Genomic DNA, 17,849 nt, shown 5'->3' on the forward strand with positions numbered 1-17,849 from the left:
GAATGAATTTTTTTCATCAAAACAATAGCTAGTGGCATGCCATGGGCTTACAAATAGATGTGAATTCTGCAAAATCTGCTCAAAACAAGAAAACGATAGCCTTTGGCGGCGGAATTATAAGGCGTCAACCCATTCGTTTGGGTTACATCCGATTGGTTGACTGTGCGCCTTTGGTCGTTGCGCAGGAATTCGGAATCTTTCGAGACTTCGATCTTGATGTTCAATTAAGCCGAGAGGTGGGTTGGGCCTCTGTGAGGGACAAGATCGTATATGGTGAATTGGATGCATCTCAGGCTCTGGGCCCCATGGCCTTTGCCATCTCATTGGGCCTGGGATCCCTACAATGTGATTGCGTATCCGGTCTGGTGCTAAATTTTCACGGCAATGCCATTACTTTGTCTAATGAGTTGGCTCAAAGAGGTGTTACGGATGCTAGTTCCTTGAGAGATGAGGTGCTTCGAGCTCGGGATGAGAAAGTTTATACCCTCGGGGTTTTTTATAACCATTCGTCGCACAATTTCCTGCTTAGACAATGGCTAAAAAGTGGCGGCATAAACCCCGACAAGGAAGTGGAGATGGTTGTGCTTCCGCCCAATCAGATGGTACGTAATCTCGCTGCCGGAACCATCGACGGGTATTGCGTCGGAGAACCCTGGAACTCGCTTGCCGTTCAAAAGGGGGTTGGATGGACTGTTCAGGTGAGCTCCGAACTTGTACCAGGACATCCTGAAAAAGTACTAATAGCTCGTCGGGAATTTGCTGACTATAAAGCTGAGGTGCACACGCATTTGATTTCCGCTTTGTTGGAGGCTTGTCGGTTCTGTCAGGATCCGGAGAACCGCTCAGATATCGTCGAAATGCTTTCGCAAAAAGCGTATTTGAATTGTTCAGCTGAACTGATTGAGCCAAGTTTTTCTGGGCAGTATCAGCTTTCTAAGGACAGGGTTTCCAACTTTTCTGACTTTAATGTATTTTCCTCGGAGGATTCAAATGAGCCGACTCGGGAAAGAGCGCTCTGGATTCTTGATGGAATGGAAGAAGCGGGACAACTCGAAGGTTATCGTCTTGCGTCCACCAAGCTTGCTACCCGGGTTTTTAAACCTGAGATCTATCAGGCCGCCTGCGGGGTGGCCGGGAAGCTCTCTTCCGCGCGCCCTTAAATAGCTTAGCGCAGTGATCTATGCATGCTGCTTCGCCCCAAATGGTTATCCAATCTGGTAAACTCGGTGAAGAACTGGCTGAAGCTTACGTTCAGAAGCTGCGCAAGTCGAAGTGTTACTAAGCTAACGTGCATTGATCTTTCTGATGCTCAAGGAAACGATTTAACAACTCGATAAAACCGTGGGTCTGCCGTCGCTGGATCAGAACCGTGTAACTCATAGTCAATGGCTGTTCTGATAAGGAGTCGCTCACTTGGATTCAGGTCTGACCATCGAGAGAAGGATTACATTCTACATGAAAGGTGAAACCCGTTTCCGATTCCCAACTGATACCGGCTTGGATGGATTCGTTTAAAGAAACCGAAGTGATTGAATAAGGAGTGACTTCAACATCATCTAAATTACCGACATTTCCCAAGGACCAGATGCCGTTGATCGAACCCTGAGGAGTTCCCAGACCATCTGTATAGTCGGTTGTGCCTATTTGTGTGGCCGTTCCAGTTGCATTGAATATAGTCGCAAATGGATTTGGGACAGTGGAGTCATTATTGATATGATTAAAAAGCTGCCAACGGTCCTGCGACTGCCGAGAAGAGGCTCTTATTTGTACGCCGAACAGATCCTGTTGCGCTTGATCAACTGAATATAGTGACAGGAATAGGCTTACGAAGAGAATTAGAGATGACTGCTTTTTCATGGAGGGTGCTGATCGAATCGCCCTCGTTTTAGGGAGTAGGTCTTTTCTTGGCAAAATAAAATATTTAATGAACTTCTCTCCTTTTATACGTGCCACAATCGTAGTGGTTTGTTTGCCTGTTTCGATGAATTTATCGGATAAGTTTGAGGGAGCGGTAGCTGAATTCGACAGAATGAATGCTCAGGACCCCAAGCAGCGTGAAGTAAATGGAGAGCAAATACCTTACGAAGTATTTTTTGCTGATTGTATGACGCGTTGGATTCTCAGATTGAATCCCGAAGCATCTGAGGTCGTGCAGCTGGCGGCTCGTTGTCAGCATCTTTGTCGTTGGGAGATTCCTCGTAAGAGTTATCCAGAAGGTCGAGTGGGTTACTTAACCTGGCGGAAGGATCTAAAGAGCTTCCATGCTGAGAAGAGCGTCGAAGTACTTGGTAAGCTTGGCTATGAGGACTCAGTACTTGAGCGAGTGCGTGCTATAAACTTGAAGCAAGGTCTGGGGAAGGATCCCGAGGTTCAATTGGTTGAAGATGCCTTATGTATGGTTTTTCTGGAGCAACAGTTCGATGACCTGATTGCCAAAACAGAAGAAGCCAAAATGGTTTCCATTATTCAAAAGACCTGGGTAAAAATGTCTGAGCAGGCTCAACAAGAAGCCTTAAAGCTAAAACTCAGCGAAGAGGGTGCTCGTTTGATTGGATTGGCGTTGAGCTAAGCCCATCGTTCATTGCTCATGAAAGCCGACTTTGGAAAGACTGCTTCCGACTACCAGAAACACCGGGCTGGATTTCCGGATTCGTTTTTTAGCCGCCTACAGAACGAGGGACTGATTGAGGGATCAGAAACTTTAGTGGATGTGGGATCTGGGACTGGAACCGTCGCAAGAGGGTTGGCAAAGATAGGCTGCCAAGTCACTGCCATTGATCCTTCCTCTGAAATGCTCGGTGCTGCTTTAGGGATGGCCAAGGAAGAAGGCGTGGTGATCGATTGCCTTCAGGGCACAGCGGAGGAGACGGGTCTCAAGGATCATTGTGCCGATGTTGTAACGGCTGGGCAGTGTTGGCATTGGTTCGATCCTGAAAGTGCGTTCAAAGAGGTCCGGCGAATATTGAAACCCGGTGGCTTATTGTTAATCGCTCACTTTGATTGGCTTCCCATCCATGGAAACGTGGTCTTGCATACGGAGAAACTGATCATGGAGAAAAATCCATCCTGGAATATGGGAGGTCAGGTCGGGGTTTATCCTGAGTGGTTCAGGCATCTGAATGAAGGAGGGTTCTCAGATATCTGCAGCTTTTCCTATCAAGAGACGGTTAACTATTCTCACGAGGCTTGGCTTGGAAGGATCCGAGCAAGCGCCGGTGTGGTCGGATCCTTATCTGAAGAAGAAGTCGTCGCGTTTGACGAAGCGCATAAGCAGATGCTGGAGATACATTTCCCAGAAGATCTGCTTTCGATTCCGCATCAGGTGTTCTTCATTCACGGACGAAAATAAGTTTGCCCGGGGTTGACTCGGAATTTGGATAGAGATCCAATACTAGCTATTAAATGGATATCGGAAATTTAGGACCTGGGCTCTACGAAGCTTCTTGGATCGGATTGGTCTTCAATTCGCATTCCGAGTGCTTCCAGTTGACCTTTGTTCTGTTTGCGAAGCCAGACTCCTCGAACAAGGCTGATAAGGTCACCAGGACCTTATGTTTGAATGAAAAATACGAGGAGTGGGTGACTGATTTTGCGATTGCTGCTGGGCTTTGTTATTCCAAAAGCCAGCCACGGCAGTGCCTTCCAGGTAGCATTGATATCGATTGTGATGTATCGCTTAAGGCTCTGCCAGGCTGCACCAAGCGTGCGTGCATCCATCAGATACACCTTGAGGATGTTACCTTTGAAGTGCCGACCTCGACTGGCGTTCCAAAAATCTCGGAGAACTAAAAGAGGCTTAAGCCGACAACTGTGTTTCCAGAGCCAAGGGGTAGGCGACCCGGAAGCAGGTGCCTTTCTTCTTGGTTGATTCTACCTCTACTGTGCCTTTGAGGAAATACTCGGTAAGGAATTTGATGCTGTAGGTTCCCAGGCCACGAGTACTCGCTTTGGTCGAATAGTAAGGCTTAAACAGATGGCTTTGCATTTCTTCGTCTATGACCGCTGGATTGTGAATCCAGAATTCGACGAGTCCTGTTGTTTTTCCTTCTCGGCAACCCAAGGTGATCACGTCTCCTGGCTTGGAAGCTTCTATCGCATTCTTAACAAGGTTAGTTAGAACACGGCGCAGGAGAACTGGGTCAGTTGAAAAGAGAATTTCTTTGGAATCCTGGGAGACCTGTAACTTTACTTTGTGGTCTTTCTCAACCGGATAGAAATGGGCTGCTAATTTTTGGATTTCTTCAAGGGCCTGAACATCACAGGGGTGTGCGGACATCTTTTTGAGCTCCATGGTTGCCACTGCTTGTTGGGCAGATACTTCGAGTCCCAGCTCTTTGGAGATCATGTTAATGTTCTCCGTCCAACGGTTGATACTCTCAGGGTTCGTATCCCCTTTCTTGCAGAATTGATTGAGCAGCTCTGAGTTGGCGATGACTTCGGTCACTCGATTTGCCAAGTCATGCATGAAAAGGTTCTGAAGTAACTCTCTCTGTTTCGTCTCGGTAATGTCCTGAACGGTCAGGAGAAGACGAGGTTTGCCGTCAGAAAAAATCTTTTTCAGGGATGCTTTCAGTACGAAGCTATCTTCCTCTGAACTCGTGTATTCACATTCACCCTGAATACCCAGGTGCAAGTTCACATTCTTCGGGACGAGTCCTGACTCGAAAAAGCGCCCCAAGAGCTTAGCTTCTATAGAACCAGCAGCTCCGTTCCATTCATTGGCTTCAATCAGCTCGTTTAGGCGGTAACCTTCAACTTGAGATATTGAATACTTGTTCAGCCAGGATAATGCGCGCGCATTCGCTCGTATGATTTTGCCGTCTACACCCAATAGAAATACTGGGTCGGGCAAACCATTCAAATAAGGATCCGGCGTGTCTTGAGACAGAGTCGACGTTGCATTCGAGAAGAATTCAATTCTCGTTGCTCCACGCGATAACACAGGTGGTAGGGCCATGGTTGATTGGATAAGTTGGTAAGGCTGGATAGGCCTCTGTCGTTGGGTTTGAGATTTCTTGCGGATCTCAATAGCTGGGGCAGGATTTGGTAAATGGATACTATTTAAGGACCAAAGTAACGACTTCTTTGCTTCAGAGAGCTCCCTTAGGCTCTTTTAGGGGTTTCCCTTAAGGCCTGGTTCGTAAACTCACTCTAATCGGAGCAGGGAAAGTTATTCACGCAGTTATTCACAGTGGAAATAGCGAGTTAGGTCCGCTTTGGCTAAGTCTCTTGAAAATGGCTGCCTGGAATCCCTGATTTCCTGAATGGAACCGGTTTTCAGGGCCCTGAATTTGGTGGAATCCTCGCTTGCATTTGGAGAAGTGAATACCCATTTTGTGCCGGTTTAATTTTTTGAGATATGAACGACGGTTATTCTGTAGGTATTGTAGGAGCAACGGGTGCGGTTGGCAAAGAGCTGATTCGCCTGTTGTATGAACGCAATTTCCCCATTGGAAATTTAAGATTGCTGGCTTCCGCCCGTTCTAAAGGTAAAACCATTACCTACGAAGACCATTCCTTCGAAGTTGAGGAAGCGACCCCTGAGTCTTTTGACGACTTGGATATTGCTCTCTTCAGTGCTGGCTCAGGTATTACGAAGGCCCTGGCCCGCGAGGCTGCGCGTCGTGGATGTGTGGTCGTCGATAACAGCTCTGCCTTCCGGATGGACGAAGAGGTCCCCCTTATAATACCTGAGATCAATCCAGATGCGGCCAAAGCTCACAAGGGCATCATCGCAAATCCCAATTGTTCAACCATTGTGGCATTGATGGCTCTTTACCCGATGCACAAGGCGTTTGGATTGAAGCGTTTCTTTGCTTCTACCTACCAGGCCGTTTCAGGAACTGGGGCGGACGCCATTGTTGAATTGGACAATCAGGTGAAGGCTTTGGTAAATGACCAGCCTGTTGAAAAGGAGGTCTATCCTCACCAGATCGCTTTCAATGTGCTGCCTCATGTAGATGTTTTCCTCGAAGACGGTTATACCAAGGAGGAAATGAAAATGTTGAATGAGGGCAGAAAGATCATGGACTTGCCTGACCTTAAGGTTAGCTGCACTTGTGTACGCGTGCCGGTCTATCGTGCGCATTCCGTATCCATTCAGGCTGAATTTGAGCGACCTGTAGAAGTGGCTGCTGCGAAAGAGGCTGTTTCAAACTTTCCAGGAAGTGAATTGTGCGACGACGTCGACCATCTTCAGTATCCCATGCCTATCGATTATTCTGAAAAGGTAAACTGTGGTGTGGGCCGAATTCGTAAGGACTCAGCTTTGGAAAATGGCCTCTCGCTTTGGGTAAGTGGAGACCAGCTTTGGAAGGGGGCAGCACTCAATGCTATCCAAATCGCTGAATTGCTTCACGAACGCGGTTGGGTCGGTATTACAGCCCAGTAAATTTGGTCGTGAAAAAGCGTGGAATCTGAGCTCAGAACTTTTTGGATTTAGTGCTTGATTACGAACAAAACAGATGGCTTCCTATCCCACCTTATTTGGGGGCGAATAGCTCAGTTGGTTAGAGCACCTCGTTTACACCGAGGGGGTCGGCGGTTCGAATCCGTCTTCGCCCACCATTCTAAAGATCCATCCACATGAAACACACAATATCCGTTCTGGTTGAGAACAAGTTTGGAGTGTTGGCCAGAGTTGCCGGCATGTTCAGTGGTCGAGGTTTCAACATTCACTCGCTTAATGTTGCTCCGACTCACGATCGTACTCTTTCACGGATCACCGTAGTGGCGGTCGGAGACGATCAGGTCCTGGACCAAATTATAAAGCAGCTCAATAAGCTGGTTAACGTGATCCAGGTATTGGATTTTAAACGTGGCGAGGCCGTTGAGCGCGAATTGCTTCTAGTTAAACTAGCTGCAGATTCAGATAATCGCTCTGAGATTATTCAGATTTGCGACATTTTCCGCGCCAAAATTATCAATGTTAACAAGGATTCACTCATCCTTGAGCTAACTGGAGACGAAGGAAAAGTCCGTGCGTTTCTAGAGATGATTGAGCAATTTGAAATTCTCGAACTTTCCCGCACCGGAAAATTGGCCCTCGAACGGGCTAAGAATTCTAAACCGGCGCAGTAACCCAAGTTTTATTCAAGCACCTTACAGCCTCTGTAAATTATGCCAGCGAAAGTATACAAAGACAAAGACGCAAATATCGCATCGATCAAACGCAAGACCCTCGCCGTTATCGGCTTTGGTTCACAAGGACATGCTCATGCCTTGAACCTGAAGGAAAGTGGTCTCAATGTGATCATCGGACTTTACAAGAAGAGCAAATCTATCGCTGTTGCTAAGAAGCAAGGTTTCGAAGTGTTCGAAACAGCTGAAGCAGTGCGCCGCGCAGATGTCATCATGATCGCCGTTCCTGACATGAAGCAGGCGTCTGTCTACAAGAAGGACATCGAACCCAACTTGACAGCTGGTAAAGCCATTATGTTCACCCACGGTTTCGCAATCCACTTCGGATTGATTGAAGCTCCTAAGGATGTGGATGTAATCATGGTGGCTCCTAAGGGCCCAGGACACACGGTCCGTATTCAATACCAAGAAGGAAAAGGTGTTCCTTCTCTGATCGCTATCCACAACGATGCTTCCAAGAAGGCCAAGAGAATTGCTCTGGCTTGGGCGAAGGGAATCGGTGGAACTCGCGCTGGTGTTATCGAAACTACTTTTAAGGAAGAAACCGAAACCGACCTCTTTGGTGAGCAAGCCGTTCTTTGTGGCGGAGCTTCTGCTCTGGTCACTGCCGGATTCGAAACCTTGGTTGAAGCTGGATACCAGCCAGAGATGGCCTACTTCGAATGTTTGCACGAACTAAAGCTCATCGTCGACATGATGGTTGAGTCTGGTGTTGCGGGCATGCGTTTCTCTATCTCAGAAACAGCCAAGTATGGTGACATTACTCGTGGACCACGTGTGATCACTGCTCAAACCAAGAAGGCTATGGGCAAGATCCTCAAGGAAATCCAAACGGGCAAGTTTGCTAAGCAGTGGGTTGCCGAATACGAAGCCGGTCTTCCTAACTACAAAGCTTTGCTTAAAGCGGGTGAAAAACATCCTATCGAAAAGTGCGGCGGACGTTTACGCGGCCTGATGCCTTGGGTATCCAAGAAAAACATCAAGGGTGTGCAAGCTGCTTACTAAGGTTCATTTCTGATTTTTAAGATTTTAAGCGCGAAGACTCCCTGAGGTCTTCGCGCTTTTCTTTTTTAAGTACCGACTCTAAGACTATCCATTCGAATCATTTGTTGTGTCTAAAACGATTACATTGGCCACTCGAAAGAGCCCCCTGGCGCTTGCTCAAACCCGGATGGTGGAGGAGGCAATCATTGCCGCTTTTCCTGGGACTGAGGTGATCCAATCTCAGATGACGACTACCGGCGATCAGCGGCTGGCCTGGTCATTGGAAGAGAAGGGCGGCAAAGGACTTTTTACCAAAGAACTTGAAGTCGCTATGCTTGAAGGGCGTGCCGACCTGGCTGTGCATTCCGCGAAGGATATGCCTACAGAGATGGAGCCTGGATTGGTACTGGCCGGATTCTTGCAACGAGCACCTGTGGAAGATGTGTTGGTGAAGCGAGACGGCGTTGATACGATTAAAACTCTGGCAACGGGTAGTCCTCGAAGGCGTGCCCAGGCAAAATTGTTTTTACCGGATGTCGAATTCCTGGAAATACGTGGGAATGTCGGCACTCGATTAACTAAAATCAAAGATGGGCATGCAGATGCGACGATTCTCGCCGCAGCTGGACTGAAACGCTTGGGCATATCTGAATGGGAAGGCGTTCAGTTTGAACCCCTAAGCCTAAATCAAATGATTCCTGCTGTTGGGCAAGGCGCAATCGCGCTACAGTGTCGAGCGGGTGAAGAGGAGCGCTTCAGTGCTTTGACCGACCCGGCCACCGACGTGGCTGTCAGCATTGAGCGTGAGTTCCTCACCATGGTTGAGGGTGGTTGTCAGACCGCATTTGCTGCGCATTTCGTTGATAACTCTTTGCTCGCATTCCATGAGGATGCGGGGCGATTCAGCCTTTCTTTTAATTCGCTGGATATGGATGAAGTTCGCGAAGCGATTCGTCTGACCCTTGGAAAGATTGAATCATGACTCAGGGAATGGTGTATCTCGTCGGAGCAGGTCCCGGGGCTTCAGATCTCGTGACGGTTCGTGGTAAGGAATTGATCGAAAAGTGTGATGTACTTGTTTACGATTATCTCGTCTATGATGAGTTGCTGACCTGGACTCGAAGGGATTGTGAGAAAACTTATGTAGGCAAGAAATCCGGATACCATTCGAAACCTCAAGATGAGATTGAGAAGCTTCTGATTGAAGAAGCTAAAGCGGGAAAAATGGTCGTACGCCTCAAGGGTGGTGATCCATTTATTTTTGGTCGTGGCGGGGAAGAAGCCGATGCACTGCTGAGTGCTGGGATTGATTTTGAAATTGTTCCTGGAGTATCGGCGTCGATGGGGACCGCAGCTTCAATGGGGATTCCCTTAACACATCGGAAAGACAGTTCCTCGGTGGTGCTTGTGACTGGCCATGAAGATCCTGAGAAATCTGAGTCGGCGATTGATTGGAAGAAGTATGCCAAGTTGGATGCCACGCTGTGCATCTATATGGGGTTGACCAAACTCGACTTCATCGTGGGGCAATTGATCGATGCTGGAATGAGTAAGGATACTCCTGCCGCAGTCGTGCAATGGGCGACGCTTCCAACGCAAGAAAGCTGTATTGGAAAGTTGGGCACAATTTTGGAAAGTGTTAAGGAGGCCAATATAAAGCCGCCGGCAATGATTATCATTGGCGAAGTCGTAAAGGATGCTCCGAAGCATTCCTGGTTTGAGCAGAAACCACTTTTTGGAAAACGAATTGCGATCACAAGAACGCGTCAGCAAACCAGCGAATTGATGCACCGACTTCTACAGCTGGGAGCCGAAGTGCTTGAGTTGCCATTGATTCGTGTTCGTTCAGCGGTGGATGAAGATGTTAAGAAAGAGATCTTCGGTGAATTAGGTTCCTACGAATGGATTGTGTTCTCGAGTCCCAACGGTGTTCGCTTTTTCTTTGAGACATTCCTGAGTGAATTTAAGGATCTACGTTCGATGGGCTTCATGCGGATTGCCGCAGTTGGACCGGCTACCGCTAGAGAAATTGAAAAGTTTCACTTGCAAGTTGAGCTTGTCCCGGAAAAACACACGGCTGCCGACCTTGCCCAGGCTTTGATTGATACGGAGGCTATTGAACATGCGAAGGTATTAGTTGTGAAAGGGAATCTTGGGAGTGATGACTTGATTAAGCCTCTTGAAGAAAAGTGGGCAATCGTTGATCGCTTCGAAGTTTATAAAACCGAGGCGACGGATCTGAGTGAAAACCGGGCGGCTCAGAAATTCCGCGAGCTTGGTGCCCATGCCATTACGTTTACCAGTGGTTCCACCGTGCGATCTTTTGTGAAGCAAGCCAAGGCTCTGCAATTGGCGGAAGGTGCACAGACGCCTAAAACGATTTCAATCGGTCCACGGACAAGTAAGGTCATGAGCGAATCTCACGTGCCTTTGACTAAGGAAGCTCAAATATCCAGTTTGGATGGTCTAGTTGAAGCCATCGTGGAGGAGCTGGGAGAGTAATCTTTTTACTTCAACCACAGATGAACACAGATTTACACAGATGTGAGAAGGGCTTTGAACTTTATCAAATAATCTGCGGTCATTTGAGTTTATCTGCGGTTCAAAACCTAAGTTTATAATGAACGTTCCATTTTTAAATTTTCATCAGACCCATCAGGAATTAAAGCCACAGTTGATGGCGGCACTGGAAGAGACGCTGGATTTCGGACAGTACATTCTTGGGGACCAGGTTGATAAGTTCGAAAAGCAATTTGCCGAGCTTATGGGTGCTGAAGAAACTATTGGGGTAAATAGTGGTACTTCAGCTCTACATCTCTGTGTGCGAGCCTGTGGTGTTTATCCAGGAGATGAAGTGATCACTACGCCGTTTACCTTTATGGCTTCGTCCTGGTGCATCAGTTATGAAAAAGCGATTCCCGTCTTTGCTGATATCGATCCGGAAACTTATATCTTAGATCCAGAGAAAGTGGAGGCGGCGATTACGGAGAAGACGAAAGCGATTGTTGTCGTTCACCTGTTTGGGCAATCAGCTCCCATGGATGCATTCATGGAGTTGGGCCGAAAATATAATGTGAAGATTATTGAAGATTGTGCACAATCCCACTTAGCGGAATACCAAGGTCAAGCTACTGGATTGATTGGCGATTGCGGAGCTTTCTCATTTTACCCCACTAAGAATCTGGGGAGTCTTACTGAAGGAGGTTTATGTGTTTCCAAGGATAAGGCCACCTGTGATCAGATTCGCTTATTGCGAAATCATGCAATGCCTGATCGCTATACCTATTCGGATGTTGGCTACAATTATCGGATGGAAGGTTTCGCCGGCGCAGTGCTTCAAGTGAAGGCCCAATATTTGAAAGCTTGGACGGCTCGCAGACGTGAGATTGCTGCGCGGTATTTGAGCGGTTTTAAACTCGAAGGATTTCAACTGCCACCTGTGATTGAGAATGCTCAGAGCGTCTATCACCAATTTTCTGTGTGTCACTCTGAGAGAGAAGCGTTTGTCCAGCATTTGACTGAAGCAGGTGTAGCCACAGGCCAATTCTATCCAAGGCCCTTGCATTTGCAGCCAGTTTACGAAGGTCTTGGTTATAAGGAGGGGGATTTTCCGGTGTCCGAGCAGACATGCCGCGAGATTATTAATTTGCCAATCTACCCTGAATTGACCGATGAGCAGGTAGACTATGTCATCGAAACGGTTAACTCATTTCAGGGATGAACACCCCTCGGGTAAAAGTTTGCGGCATCACCAGGCCAGAGGATGGGCAATTAGCTCTTTCCCTTGGAGCAAGCTACCTTGGTTTCATTCTTTATTCCAAGTCACCTCGCTCAATCGATCTTGAAGCATTTACTTCATTGAATGCCTCTTTGACGGACAGCTTTCGAGTGGTCGTGGATGTGCGTCCAGACATGGATCAGGTTAAGCGATATGTTTCGGCAGGCTTTGATTTTTTCCAGATTCATTTCTCTGATGTCCATGAGGGGGAATATCTGGCGGAGCTATCAGAGTTAGTAGGCCGCGATCGATTGTGGCTCGCTCCCAAACTTCCTCCTGAGACGTTATTCCCAGAATCTCTTTTTGATTACACGGATAACTTTTTAATGGATACCTTTCAAAAAAATGGATTCGGTGGAAGTGGAAAGACCGGAGACTGGAAGGGATTTCGTCAGTTAAAAAATGATTACCCTGAAAAAACCTGGATTCTTGCCGGGGGATTAAATCCAGACAATATCGAAGATGCGGTTAATCAGTCTGAAGCTGATATAGTGGATGTCAGCAGTGGCCTTGAATCGAGCCCTGGAATCAAAAGCGCAGACAAGCTCAGAGCATTTTTTGGCAATCTTTCAGCCTAGTCGAAAACAGGGCCTACTTATTCCCTGTTGGATTCCAATCAAGCCCTTGGGCAAATGACCAAAGCTTTGCATCAATCAGACAGCCTTCTGCTTGTATTCGCTTCAGTTCGACCAACAAGGTCGGTAGTGGAAGCGTGAATACTTCAATGTTCTCATCCGGTTCGTGTCTCGTCTCGGCTTGGCCTTTTACATCGATGGTCACCATGGATACAAATTCATCTGTGAGACCCGGTGAACTATAGATGGGGGGACCCACTTGGATTACTTCCCCGTAATAACCTGTTTCTTCTTCCAGCTCGCGAGTAGCAGCTGCTTGAATCGATTCACCTGGATCAATGAGGCCTGCGGGAAACTCCAAAGCATAATTGTCTATGGGTGGGCGGAATTGTTTGATGACTACCACATTTGGAATGTCATCTGATACAACTGCGATAATGACGGCTGCACCGTCTGAACCTGTTCGTGCGGCATATTCCCACTCCCTCGATTCACCCGATGAGTTGGTGAACGTTGTTTCGTAGAAATTAAGCCATTTCCCTTCGTATTTAGTTTTTCGTGGCATTCAGGATAGCAGTTGTGAAATGAGCAATTGTTGTAGGCCTCCGCTGAATTTCAATTGAAATTAAAAGAGTGGTGCCGATCCGCCACGATGGATCGGCACCCGTTTGTGGATATTGGCCAATAGTCCAAGAGTAACAGTGCAAGAATGCTGCCGATATTCTCTTTGGCTGTTATGTGCATAGAGATCATGGGGTTAGCGATTTGCCCTCCGCTAATCCGTTGTGTGATTTGGTTAATTACCCCCAAAGGCCTGATAAGATGATGCCTTAATCGGTAAATAATTCCCATCAAGATTGACGAGTTTGTAAGGTGTTGCCTATCTCAGGGACTTATCATCATGAAATCGAATTCTGAACCCGTTCCACTTACCCTACTGTCTGGTTTCCTTGGTTCTGGAAAGACCACATTGCTCAATCGTATGCTGGCTGAGTGCGGCGATCAAAAACTCGCATTGTTGGTGAACGACGTTGGGGAAATTAATGTGGATGCGTCTCTTGTGAAGACACAGCTGAAGGAGCTCGATGATTCCGCGACCCAAATGGTCGAACTGTCGAATGGGTGCATTTGTTGTTCCATTCAGGGGGATATGGCGGAAGCCGTCCAAGAACTCGTTGAAAATAGTGGGGCCGATCATATTGTGATTGAAGCAAGCGGAGTGGCCGAACCCACCCAGGTTCTGCAAGCGCTTTATGCTCCAGACTTATTTGGAAAAAAGGTGACGGATATTGCTCCTATTAATGCATTGGTCTCTGTGATTGATGGTGCTCTTTTTATCAAGGAGTGGAAGCGCATCCACAGTTCGGATACATCGAAAGAAATGATTCGCCCGGATGATGAGCAACCGGTGTTTGAGCTGATGGTTGAGCAAATCGAATGTGCCGACTATGTCCTTCTCAATAAGAAAGATCTGATCACCGAGGAAGAAGGAGTTCAATTGATCAGTATTGTTGCCGGACTCAATGCTCGCGCCCAAACCATACTGGTGTCTCAGAGCGAAACCGACATTTCTGCTTTGTTAAACAGCCGCGCTTTTAAGATGGAGGACACGATTAGTGCGCCTCGCTGGACACAGGAATTGGAGCACGAATCAGATTCTGACTCACCGAGCTTTGCTCCGCAGGATGCAGTGACAAATCAGTCTATGATGAATCCTTCCAGCTTTGAGGGTGCTGAGGCTGATGGAGATTCCGATTTTGCGACCAAGTATGGGTTGAGTACCTTCATTTATCGAAGCCGTATCCCATTCAAAGCTCCTAAGCTGAGTGCTTTCTTAGAGAAGCAGCATGCAGGCCTACTTCGTGTAAAGGGATTTGCCTGGATTGCAGAGCGTGCAGAACAAGTTGCACTGCTATCGATTGCTGGTGATGTGAATCGGTGTGATTTTATCGGTGACTGGTGGGCTACTCGCTTTGAGAAAGGCCAAGTGAAAAAAGATCAATTCCCCGAGGAAGTTCTGAAAACCTGGGAGGAGCCTTTTGGTGATCGGCGCCAGGAGATCGTTTTTATTGGGATTGGTATGGATGAAGCCGCTATCTGGGCGGCGCTTGACGAGTGCCAGCTTCAATCAGAAGATTTTTCATGACTTGAATCGATCACCTGATGGATCCGGAATTGTGAAGAACTGTTAAAAATTTATTTTAACATGAGATCAAAAATTGATGTTCGCCCCTTAATGGCATGGGTTTGTCAGGTGAAAGAGGCAGTTCGCCGCTCCTTTTAATCCTATCATCCTTTTAACTATGCCTGTTTATTCTTACCGCGTTGTGAACCAAGATGGCTCCAGAGGGGAGCATTTCGAAGTTGAGCATTCCATGTCTGAACCGACCTTGGAGCAGCACCCGATCACGGGTGAGCCTATCGTGAAAATTATGCAACCGCCCAATCTCGGTGTGAAGCATACGGTCGGTTCGATTGAAAAGAAGCTCGATAACAAGAACGTCGAGAAAGCCGGTTTTACCAAATACGAGAAGGACAAACTCACGGGTAATTATTTCAAGTCCGCGGGTACCAATAAAGCGCTGCCCGAAACCCTGAATACTGGGGCGATTCGGAGCCAGGTTGGATAAGAAAAGAGGTCGACTAGATCTCGGCCAGGGCCGCCTTCAATCCTTCGGCATCCTTTGCGCCGCCCATTGCAAAATCGGGCTTACCGCCTCCGGACCCACCGAGTTTTCCAGTTAAGGATTTCACGATGTCTCCGGCCTTGTGTCCGGCGTCAATCGCACCTTTGGAGCAAAGGGCCAGAACGGTTACCTTATCACCAAATACACCCCCGAGAACAACGACGCCTTCTTCGATAGACTTGGAGATTTGAACAGCCAACGTTCTTAGGTCATTCGGGTTGGCGACTTGCACTTGTTCGACCACCCATTTGAGTCCCTCGCGGTCCTGGGCAGAATCTGCCAAATCAGTTGCTTCGTTAGCCGAAGCTTTTTGATGAAACTTCTTAAGCTCTTTTTCCAGGGCAGCCTTGTCCTTAAGCAGGTTTTCCAGGCGCTTGCTGATTTCGTTCGGAGGGCAGGCTAGTTTCGTGGAGATCTCATGCAGAGATCCTATTTGTTCTTCGACAAAATTGAAAGAGCTGTCTCCGACAATAGCTTCGATACGTCGAGTTCCTGCAGCGATTGCCGACTCAGAAAGAATTTTGAAAAAGCCTATCTCTCCGGTGGCACGAGCATGGGTGCCACCGCAAAGTTCAAGTGAGTATTCACCAATATCAACTACACGAACAACGTTTCCGTACTTCTCGCCAAATTGAGCGATTACATTGTCCGGCTTCTCGTCGTAAGGTACTTCATACCAATTGATGAGCCCATTCTCCCAGATCAGCTCGTTTACTATACGTTCGATCTTCTTCAGTTGTTCTGAAGTTACAGCCTCGTAATGATTGAAATCGAAACGGAGTCGCGATGGGGTTACCAATGATCCGGCCTGACGCACATGAGTTCCCAGTACTTCTCTCAACGCGTGATGCATCAAGTGGGTAGCCGAGTGATTACGTTGAATAGCCAATCGGCGTTCTCGATCCACACTGACGATTACGGGTTCGTCGACTACAAATTCTACATCCTCTTCTATTCTGTGCAGAATATGACCATGGGAATCACGCGTGGTATCTTTGATTCTGAAACTCTTTGCTCCGGCCTGCAGCAATCCGGTATCTCCAACCTGACCGCCCATTTCAGCATAAAAAGGGGTTCGCTTCAGTAGCACTAATGATTGGCCATCTTGTTTGATGACTCTCTGCACGGTGGTCTCGTAGTTCTTTAGATTCTTGATGTTGAAGCCTACGAAATCAGTAGCTTCTTCGTCAGAATCGCTGACCACTTCGATCACACTTTTCTTTTGGGCATCCTGGGATCGTTTGCGCTGCTCCTTCATGGCTTTGTCGAAGCCATCTGAATCGACGGTTAGGCCTTTTTCACGAGCAATAAGCTGGGTAAGGTCCAAGGGGAATCCGTAGGTGTCGTAGAGTGTAAACGCTGCTTTCCCGGAAATTTGATTTCCGGCTTCTTGTGTGATTCGATCCAGCAATGCCAGTCCGCGATCGAGCGTTTTTCCAAACGCTTCTTCCTCTGAACGAATGACGCGTTCAATGACTCCTTTTTGTTCAACGAGCTCAGGGTAAACAGGTCCCAGTTTATCCACTACTGTGGGAACTAGTTTTTCGAAGAATCCTGTTTTCAGTCCCAATCCATTACCAAACATGATGGCTCGTCGCAGGATGCGGCGAAGCACATAGTTCCTGCCTTCGTTGCCGGGCAGTATTCCGTCTGCAATGGAACAGGATAAAGTTCGAATATGATCTGCGATGACCCTGAATGCCACATCAACCGATTCCTGGTCCGACATATTCTCTGCAGACTCGGGAAGGGTGGCTTTGTATTCTTTGCCTGAAAGACTGCTCAGCTCATCAAATATCTCTTGGAATAGATCGCAATTGTAGTTGCTGGGCGCTTCGCTGAAATCAGTGAAGTTTTTGGTAGTCCCCATGATACCGCAGACGCGTTCGAAGCCCATCCCAGTATCTACGTGCTTCGAGGACAATGGAACAAAGGTTCTCAGCGGAGTTGCATTGAACTGAATAAATACCAAGTTCCAAATCTCGATGCAGAGCGGTGAATCCTTGTTTACTAAGGCACCCTTCGTATCTCCTTCTGGAGTCAAGTCGACGTGAAGTTCACTACAAGGACCGCATGGTCCTGTCTCACCCATCATCCAGAAGTTATCCTTCTTATCGCCCATGACAATGTGGACAAGCGGATCAAGACCCTCGCGTTCGAAAATCTCTTTCCAGAAATCGTAGGCTTCTTGGTCAAACTTTGCCGGATCTCCTTCGTCGGGTTGGTAAACGGTGGCGTAGAGACGATCCTTGGGGAACTTCCATACTTCGGTGAGCAATTCCCAAGCCCATTCAATCGCCTCTTTTTTGAAATAATCTCCGAATGACCAGTTGCCGAGCATTTCAAAGAAAGTCTGGTGGTAGGTGTCGAATCCGACGTCTTCCAGGTCATTGTGCTTTCCGCCTGCCCGGATACATTTCTGTGTATCTGCCACGCGGGTATGCAAGGCTGTCCGCTCTCCCAGGAAATAGGGTACGAAGGGGTTCATGCCCGCATTCGTGAACAACAAATTCGGAGCCGTCGGTAACAACGGCGCTGAGGGAACGATCTCGTGTTCCTTGGATTTGAAGAAATCCAGGAATGATTGGCGAATTTCTGAAGATGTCATGATAAGAGAAATCGACTGCGGTGTACTCAGTGAAAGTCAGTCCAAGAGGACAACATTATGCTGCTTCTCGCAGTTTT

Annotated in this window: 17 protein-coding genes and 1 tRNA gene; 14 read left to right on the plus strand and 4 right to left on the minus strand. The window is 47.6% G+C overall.

All coding sequences use genetic code 11. From position 1 onward, the window contains the following. Window positions 1-41: 41 nt before the first annotated feature. A complete protein-coding gene (locus tag GA003_05290) occupies window positions 42-1,160 on the plus strand; it encodes an ABC transporter substrate-binding protein (protein ID QXD29386.1) in 1,119 nt (372 codons plus the stop codon). 259 nt (window positions 1,161-1,419) lie between these two features. On the opposite strand, the gene GA003_05295 is transcribed toward GA003_05290, so the two are convergent. Next, the gene (locus GA003_05295; protein ID QXD29387.1) at window positions 1,420-1,857 is read right to left on the minus strand and encodes a hypothetical protein; all 438 of its coding nucleotides are present in this window, start codon (window positions 1,855-1,857) and stop codon (window positions 1,420-1,422) included. Window positions 1,858-1,924: 67 nt separating this feature from the next. Here GA003_05295 and GA003_05300 point away from each other — a divergent pair, with 67 nt between their 5' ends. From GA003_05300 to GA003_05310, 3 genes are read left to right on the plus strand one after another with little or no spacing between them, the layout of a single operon-like run. Beyond that, the gene (locus tag GA003_05300; GenBank protein ID QXD29388.1) at window positions 1,925-2,569 is read left to right on the plus strand and encodes a DUF4202 domain-containing protein; all 645 of its coding nucleotides are present in this window, start codon (window positions 1,925-1,927) and stop codon (window positions 2,567-2,569) included. An 18-nt stretch (window positions 2,570-2,587) separates the two neighbouring features. Next, window positions 2,588-3,349, plus strand: coding sequence for a class I SAM-dependent methyltransferase (locus GA003_05305; GenBank protein QXD29389.1), 762 nt, complete (start codon window positions 2,588-2,590; stop codon window positions 3,347-3,349). Window positions 3,350-3,402: 53 nt separating this feature from the next. Further along, window positions 3,403-3,789 carry a hypothetical protein gene (locus tag GA003_05310; protein ID QXD29390.1) on the plus strand — a complete coding sequence of 129 codons (387 nt, stop codon included), beginning with the start codon at window positions 3,403-3,405 and terminating at the stop codon, window positions 3,787-3,789. Between the two features lie 7 nt (window positions 3,790-3,796). Here the strand turns inward: GA003_05310 and GA003_05315 are convergent, their stop codons facing one another. Then, window positions 3,797-4,957 (minus strand): PAS domain-containing sensor histidine kinase, encoded by a 1,161-nt coding sequence (locus GA003_05315; protein ID QXD29391.1) that lies wholly within the window; start codon window positions 4,955-4,957, stop codon window positions 3,797-3,799. Window positions 4,958-5,359: 402 nt separating this feature from the next. Between GA003_05315 and GA003_05320 the strand changes: the two genes are divergently transcribed. The 8 genes from GA003_05320 to GA003_05355 all read left to right on the plus strand — a co-directional run bounded on the left by GA003_05320 (window position 5,360) and on the right by GA003_05355 (window position 12,480). Further along, on the plus strand, window positions 5,360-6,391 hold the full coding sequence (locus tag GA003_05320; GenBank protein ID QXD29392.1) for an aspartate-semialdehyde dehydrogenase: 1,032 nt from the start codon (window positions 5,360-5,362) through the stop codon (window positions 6,389-6,391). A gap of 99 nt (window positions 6,392-6,490) precedes the next feature. Beyond that, window positions 6,491-6,567 (plus strand) — tRNA-Val (locus GA003_05325). Between the two features lie 18 nt (window positions 6,568-6,585). Continuing rightward, window positions 6,586-7,080: an acetolactate synthase small subunit gene (ilvN, locus tag GA003_05330; GenBank protein ID QXD29393.1), complete on the plus strand. Its 495-nt coding sequence runs from the start codon at window positions 6,586-6,588 to the stop codon at window positions 7,078-7,080. Window positions 7,081-7,119: 39 nt separating this feature from the next. Beyond that, window positions 7,120-8,145 carry a ketol-acid reductoisomerase gene (gene ilvC / locus GA003_05335; protein ID QXD29394.1) on the plus strand — a complete coding sequence of 342 codons (1,026 nt, stop codon included), beginning with the start codon at window positions 7,120-7,122 and terminating at the stop codon, window positions 8,143-8,145. A 106-nt stretch (window positions 8,146-8,251) separates the two neighbouring features. After that, window positions 8,252-9,106 (plus strand): hydroxymethylbilane synthase, encoded by an 855-nt coding sequence (gene hemC, locus GA003_05340; protein QXD29395.1) that lies wholly within the window; start codon window positions 8,252-8,254, stop codon window positions 9,104-9,106. Continuing rightward, window positions 9,103-10,626, plus strand: coding sequence for a uroporphyrinogen-III C-methyltransferase (cobA, locus tag GA003_05345; protein ID QXD29396.1), 1,524 nt, complete (start codon window positions 9,103-9,105; stop codon window positions 10,624-10,626). The genes hemC and cobA overlap by 4 nt, the downstream gene beginning before the upstream one ends. A gap of 118 nt (window positions 10,627-10,744) precedes the next feature. Then, window positions 10,745-11,845 carry a DegT/DnrJ/EryC1/StrS family aminotransferase gene (locus tag GA003_05350; protein QXD29397.1) on the plus strand — a complete coding sequence of 367 codons (1,101 nt, stop codon included), beginning with the start codon at window positions 10,745-10,747 and terminating at the stop codon, window positions 11,843-11,845. Continuing rightward, window positions 11,842-12,480: a phosphoribosylanthranilate isomerase gene (locus tag GA003_05355; protein QXD29398.1), complete on the plus strand. Its 639-nt coding sequence runs from the start codon at window positions 11,842-11,844 to the stop codon at window positions 12,478-12,480. The genes GA003_05350 and GA003_05355 overlap by 4 nt, the downstream gene beginning before the upstream one ends. Window positions 12,481-12,493: 13 nt before the next feature. On the opposite strand, the gene GA003_05360 is transcribed toward GA003_05355, so the two are convergent. Then, the gene (locus GA003_05360) at window positions 12,494-13,042 is read right to left on the minus strand and encodes an NUDIX hydrolase (protein QXD29399.1); all 549 of its coding nucleotides are present in this window, start codon (window positions 13,040-13,042) and stop codon (window positions 12,494-12,496) included. A gap of 336 nt (window positions 13,043-13,378) precedes the next feature. Between GA003_05360 and GA003_05365 the strand changes: the two genes are divergently transcribed. Both GA003_05365 and GA003_05370 read left to right on the plus strand, forming a co-directional pair. Further along, complete coding sequence (locus tag GA003_05365) at window positions 13,379-14,623, plus strand: GTP-binding protein (protein QXD29400.1); 1,245 nt, start codon at window positions 13,379-13,381, stop codon at window positions 14,621-14,623. A gap of 157 nt (window positions 14,624-14,780) precedes the next feature. Continuing rightward, window positions 14,781-15,107 (plus strand): FmdB family transcriptional regulator, encoded by a 327-nt coding sequence (locus tag GA003_05370; GenBank protein ID QXD29401.1) that lies wholly within the window; start codon window positions 14,781-14,783, stop codon window positions 15,105-15,107. Window positions 15,108-15,120: 13 nt separating this feature from the next. On the opposite strand, the gene alaS is transcribed toward GA003_05370, so the two are convergent. After that, entirely contained in the window at window positions 15,121-17,772 is a 2,652-nt protein-coding gene (gene alaS / locus GA003_05375; protein ID QXD29402.1) for an alanine--tRNA ligase, read from the minus strand. Window positions 17,773-17,849: the final 77 nt, after the last annotated feature.

This window comes from Opitutia bacterium ISCC 52, from assembly GCA_014529675.2.
Classification (GTDB): domain Bacteria; phylum Verrucomicrobiota; class Verrucomicrobiia; order Opitutales; family UBA2995; genus UBA2995.

What these genes read in the sequence shown, in the direction of transcription:
- GA003_05290 (QXD29386.1), top strand. Translation starts at nt 42, where the DNA reads ATGGGCTTACAAATAGATGTGAATTCTGCAAAATCTGCTCAAAACAAG.
- GA003_05295 (QXD29387.1), bottom strand. Translation starts at nt 1,857, where the DNA reads ATGAAAAAGCAGTCATCTCTAATTCTCTTCGTAAGCCTATTCCTGTCA.
- GA003_05300 (QXD29388.1), top strand. Translation starts at nt 1,925, where the DNA reads ATGAACTTCTCTCCTTTTATACGTGCCACAATCGTAGTGGTTTGTTTG.
- GA003_05305 (QXD29389.1), top strand. Translation starts at nt 2,588, where the DNA reads ATGAAAGCCGACTTTGGAAAGACTGCTTCCGACTACCAGAAACACCGG.
- GA003_05310 (QXD29390.1), top strand. Translation starts at nt 3,403, where the DNA reads ATGGATATCGGAAATTTAGGACCTGGGCTCTACGAAGCTTCTTGGATC.
- GA003_05315 (QXD29391.1), bottom strand. Translation starts at nt 4,957, where the DNA reads ATGGCCCTACCACCTGTGTTATCGCGTGGAGCAACGAGAATTGAATTC.
- GA003_05320 (QXD29392.1), top strand. Translation starts at nt 5,360, where the DNA reads ATGAACGACGGTTATTCTGTAGGTATTGTAGGAGCAACGGGTGCGGTT.
- ilvN (QXD29393.1), top strand. Translation starts at nt 6,586, where the DNA reads ATGAAACACACAATATCCGTTCTGGTTGAGAACAAGTTTGGAGTGTTG.
- ilvC (QXD29394.1), top strand. Translation starts at nt 7,120, where the DNA reads ATGCCAGCGAAAGTATACAAAGACAAAGACGCAAATATCGCATCGATC.
- cobA (QXD29396.1), top strand. Translation starts at nt 9,103, where the DNA reads ATGACTCAGGGAATGGTGTATCTCGTCGGAGCAGGTCCCGGGGCTTCA.
- GA003_05350 (QXD29397.1), top strand. Translation starts at nt 10,745, where the DNA reads ATGAACGTTCCATTTTTAAATTTTCATCAGACCCATCAGGAATTAAAG.
- GA003_05355 (QXD29398.1), top strand. Translation starts at nt 11,842, where the DNA reads ATGAACACCCCTCGGGTAAAAGTTTGCGGCATCACCAGGCCAGAGGAT.
- GA003_05360 (QXD29399.1), bottom strand. Translation starts at nt 13,042, where the DNA reads ATGCCACGAAAAACTAAATACGAAGGGAAATGGCTTAATTTCTACGAA.
- GA003_05365 (QXD29400.1), top strand. Translation starts at nt 13,379, where the DNA reads ATGAAATCGAATTCTGAACCCGTTCCACTTACCCTACTGTCTGGTTTC.
- GA003_05370 (QXD29401.1), top strand. Translation starts at nt 14,781, where the DNA reads ATGCCTGTTTATTCTTACCGCGTTGTGAACCAAGATGGCTCCAGAGGG.
- alaS (QXD29402.1), bottom strand. Translation starts at nt 17,772, where the DNA reads ATGACATCTTCAGAAATTCGCCAATCATTCCTGGATTTCTTCAAATCC.